Raw genomic sequence first — 3,870 nt, 5'->3', positions numbered from 1 at the left:
GTCTGATTTTGGCTGCGCGTGCGTTCTGGTTGCTCGCGCAGTTCCCCGCGCCCCTACGGGGCGCGGTCCACTGACCCCGGTACCTGATACGGCCGGGGCAGATCACAAGGAGAAACACCATGCCGAAGCCCACCAAGGGTGCCCGTCTGGGCGGCAGCGCCGCGCACGAGAAGCTGATGCTGGCGAACCTCGCCAAGGATCTCTTCGAGCACGGCCGCATCACCACGACCGAGGCCAAGGCCCGCCGCCTGCGCCCGTTCGCGGAGCGTCTGGTCACCAAGGCGAAGAAGGGCGACCTTCACAACCGCCGTCAGGTGCTCCAGGTCATCACGGACAAGAGCGTCGTCCACACGCTCTTCGCCGAGATCGGCCCGCGCTACGAGAACCGCCCGGGTGGCTACACCCGCATCACCAAGATCGGTAACCGCCGTGGCGACAACGCGCCCATGGCCGTCATCGAGCTGGTGGAGGCCCTGACCGTGGCCCAGCAGGCCACCGGTGAGGCCGAGGCGGCCACCAAGCGTGCCGTCAAGGAAGACGCCCTCAAGAAGGACGCGCCCGTCGAGGACGCGAAGCCGGTTGAGGCCGCCGAGGAGTCCAAGGACGCCTGAGGCTCTGCCTTGCTGTGAGCGGGTCCGCCCTTCGGGGCGGGCCCGCTTTCGTATGCCTGAGAGGATTGCGGTGTGAGCGAGGAAGTGGAGCCCGGGCACGTCCGGGTGCGGTTGGACCTTTCGTACGACGGTCGGGACTTCTCCGGCTGGGCCAAGCAGCGCGAGGGCCAGCGGACCGTCCAGGGCGAGATCGAGGACGCCCTGCGTACGGTGACGCGGTCGCGCGAGACGTACGAGCTGACCGTCGCGGGGCGGACCGACAGCGGGGTGCACGCGCGCGGCCAGGTCGCGCACGTCGACCTGCCGGAGAGCGTGTGGGCCGAGCACCGGGAGAAGCTGCTGCGGCGGCTCGCCGGGCGGCTGCCGCACGACGTACGGGTGTGGCGGGTCGCCGAGGCCCCGGCGGGGTTCAACGCGCGGTTCGCGGCGATCTGGCGGCGGTACGCGTACCGCGTGACCGACAACCCCGGCGGCGTCGACCCGCTGCTGCGCGGGCACGTGCTGTGGCACGACTGGACGCTCGACATGGACGCGATGAACGAGGCCGCGAAGCCGCTGCTCGGGGAGCACGACTTCGCCGCGTACTGCAAGCGGCGCGAGGGGGCGACGACGATCCGTACGCTCCAGGAGCTGCGGTGGGAGCGGCGGTCCGACGGCGTCCTGGAGGCGACCGTGCGGGCCGACGCCTTCTGCCACAACATGGTGCGGTCGCTCGTCGGCGCGATGCTGTTCGTCGGGGACGGGCACCGGCCCGTCGACTGGCCGGGCAAGGTGCTCGCCGCGGGGGTGCGGGACTCGGCCGTGCACGTGGTGCGGCCGCACGGGCTGACCCTTGAAGAGGTCGGCTACCCGGCGGACGAGCTGCTCGCCGCGCGCAGCGTGGAGGCGCGCAACAAGCGGTCGCTGCCGGGTGGCGGCGCCGCCGGCTGCTGCTGAGCTCCCGGACTACTCCGGGTTGCCCGGACTACTCCGGGTTGTTGGCGGCGGCCGAGGCCTGGGCCTCGCCCCGGCGGTTGATCTGGTTGAAGGCGAAGCGGGCGAGGTCGTCGCCGACCTCGTACGCCTTGCGGTCCTTCTCCGTGACGTCCTTGCCGTTGAGGAAGCCGGTGGTGGTGAAGTACGCGTAGCGCCCGTACGCGTTGTACGTGCCGCGGCAGACCGTCGTGCGGCAGAAGGCGCCGACGCCCTTGCCGGGCAGCGAGGTGACCAGGCCCTTGTCCGCCTGCTTCTTGACCTTGGCGGCCTGGGCCTCGGTGTCGAAGACGGCGACGCCGACCGTGACCGCGACGCCGCCCCGGGCGTAGGTGGCGCGCAGGACCTCGGTGCACTTGTTCTTGACGAGAATGTTGGCCAGAACCGGCTGGGTCACCGACGCGCACTTCTTGGTGCCGGCCGTCGCGCCCTTCTTGTAGACGCGGTCGCCGGAGGTCAGCTTCGTGCCCGGGAAGAGGATGTCGGCGCTGAGCGGTGCCTTGTCCTTCTTGGCGCTGGAGATGTAGTCCTTCGGGTCCGGCGGGGGCGGGGGCGTGGTCGCCTCGAAGGACGGCTCGGGGGCCGTGCTGGTGCCGGGGATGTCCGCGGAGGTGGGCAGCTCGCTCGTGGGTTTGTTGGACGCGGACGCGTCGTCGCTGTTCGCGGAGACCACGGCGACGGCGACGGCCGTGGCCACGGCGATCGTGGCGAGGGCGCCGCCGCCGATCAGGAGCCACTTGCGGCGGCGGGCGCGCCGCTCGGAGGCTTCGGCGAGCGCCGCCCAGTCGGGGGTCTGCGGGCTTCCCGGACCCCCCGGACCCCACTGAGGTCCCCCTTGCCCAAAGCTCATGGGCCGCATCTTAGACGGGGCGGTGCGGATGTTGAGCCCGGGTCGTGGCGGCTTCTCGGCCTAGCCTGACCGGCATGTATGCGGGCAAAGAGGGCGTTTCCGGGGCTGCGGGCGCGGGTGCGAGTGCGAGTGCGGGTGTGGGCGGGCCCGGGGTCGGGCTCGGCGGCCGACTGGTGCGGCCTGCGGGGTGGCAGGCGTGGGCGGTGCTCGGCGCGGTCCTGTGCGCGCTCGTGGTGCGGATGGCCTGGCGGGTGCCGGACGGTGGCATGGACAACGCGATCGTCGTGCGGGCCGCGCGGGCCTGGCTCGACGGGCGCTCTCCGTACGCCGACCGGCACTTTCTGTATCTTCCCGGCGCCGTGCTCGCGGCGGCGCCGCAGGCCCTGCTGCCGGGGGGTCTGGTGCGGGTGCTCGTGCCGGTGGGGGGCGTCGGGGCGCTGGTGGGGGGCTGGGGCTGCGCGTTGCGGGTGTACGGGGTGCCGTTGCGGAGCCGGTACGCGGTGCTCGGGCTTCTCGGGCTCGTCCTGGGGTTCGCGCCCTTCGTGCACCTGGTCGAGCTCGGCAACTGGACGGTTGCTTCCGCGGTGGCGCTGCCGCTGGCGCTGCTGTGCGCGTGCCGGGGGCGGTGGGGGCTCGCCGGGGCGGTGATCGGGGGTGCGGTCGCCGTGAAGCCGCTGCTGCTTCCTGTGCTGCTGCTGTTCGTCTTCGCGCGGCAGTGGCGGGGGCTTGTCGTCGCCGTGGGCGTGCCGGTGGTGGTGTCGGTCGGGGCCGCCCTCGTCCTGCCTGATCCCGCCGGGTTCTTCACCCGGACCCTGCCGTTTCTGCTGCGCGGTGACGATCGCTTCGTACGGCTCTACGAGGCCTCGCCGGGGGCGGTGCTGCCGCGGCTCGGGGTGCCGGTGGTCGTGGCTTCCCTGCTTGCCGTGGTGGGGGCGGGGGTGGGGGTGTGGTGTGCGTGGCGGCGGTGGGGGAGGGGTGCGGGTGGTTCTGGTGAGGCCAGTGGTGCTGATGGGGCGGCCCAGAGGGTGGTGGAGACGGCGGTCGTGTTGATGCTGGCGGCGTTTTTGGTGTCGCGGCCGTCGTACGACCACTATCTGCTCGTCGTCCTGCCGCTGCTGCTCGCCGGGGGCGTGGGGGAGGGGGCTCTGGTGCGGTCGGCGTGGTTCTGGGTGGCGCTGGTGCCGCAGGTGCCGGGGTTTGTGTGGCCGGGGCTGGAGCCGCTGACGCGGCGGGCCTTCAAGGACGGGTGGACGTTGTGGCTGCTGGCGGGGGTGGTGTTTCGGCGGGGGTGGGGGTGGGGGTGCGGGTGTGGGTCGGCGGTTTCTTTACCACCCCCCCCCCCCTTTACAGCGTCCCGCGGGGTGGTGGCCCCCGGTGGGGGTTTCACCCCCTCCGGGGGTGCGGCGGGTGGGGAGAATCCCCCCCGGTATAGGCGCC

General features: G+C 72.5%; 4 protein-coding genes. 3 read left to right on the top strand and 1 reads right to left on the bottom strand.

The features are described 5' to 3' along the window. Positions 1-119: 119 nt before the first annotated feature. Both rplQ and truA read left to right on the top strand, forming a co-directional pair. A complete protein-coding gene (rplQ, locus tag ACFWZ5_RS45460; protein WP_384799803.1) occupies positions 120-611 on the top strand; it encodes a 50S ribosomal protein L17 in 492 nt (163 codons plus the stop codon). A gap of 72 nt (positions 612-683) precedes the next feature. After that, complete coding sequence (gene truA, locus ACFWZ5_RS45455; protein ID WP_384799800.1) at positions 684-1,547, top strand: tRNA pseudouridine(38-40) synthase TruA; 864 nt, start codon at positions 684-686, stop codon at positions 1,545-1,547. A gap of 28 nt (positions 1,548-1,575) precedes the next feature. Here the strand turns inward: truA and ACFWZ5_RS45450 are convergent, their stop codons facing one another. After that, the gene (locus tag ACFWZ5_RS45450; protein WP_384799797.1) at positions 1,576-2,433 is read right to left on the bottom strand and encodes a hypothetical protein; all 858 of its coding nucleotides are present in this window, start codon (positions 2,431-2,433) and stop codon (positions 1,576-1,578) included. A 173-nt stretch (positions 2,434-2,606) separates the two neighbouring features. Here ACFWZ5_RS45450 and ACFWZ5_RS45445 point away from each other — a divergent pair. Further along, the coding region (locus ACFWZ5_RS45445; RefSeq protein ID WP_384893088.1) for a glycosyltransferase 87 family protein at positions 2,607-3,870 on the top strand (1,264 nt) is incomplete at its 3' end.

The organism is Streptomyces sp. NPDC059003, from assembly GCF_042740445.1.
In the GTDB taxonomy this organism is placed as follows: Bacteria; Actinomycetota; Actinomycetes; order Streptomycetales; family Streptomycetaceae; genus Streptomyces.
Note: the sequence above shows the minus strand (reverse complement) of the source record. Positions and strands in the feature narration are given on the sequence as shown.

Coding starts and splice junctions, on each gene's coding strand:
- rplQ (WP_384799803.1), top strand. CDS start 120: ATGCCGAAGCCCACCAAGGGTGCCCGTCTGGGCGGCAGCGCCGCGCAC.
- ACFWZ5_RS45450 (WP_384799797.1), bottom strand. CDS start 2,433: ATGAGCTTTGGGCAAGGGGGACCTCAGTGGGGTCCGGGGGGTCCGGGA.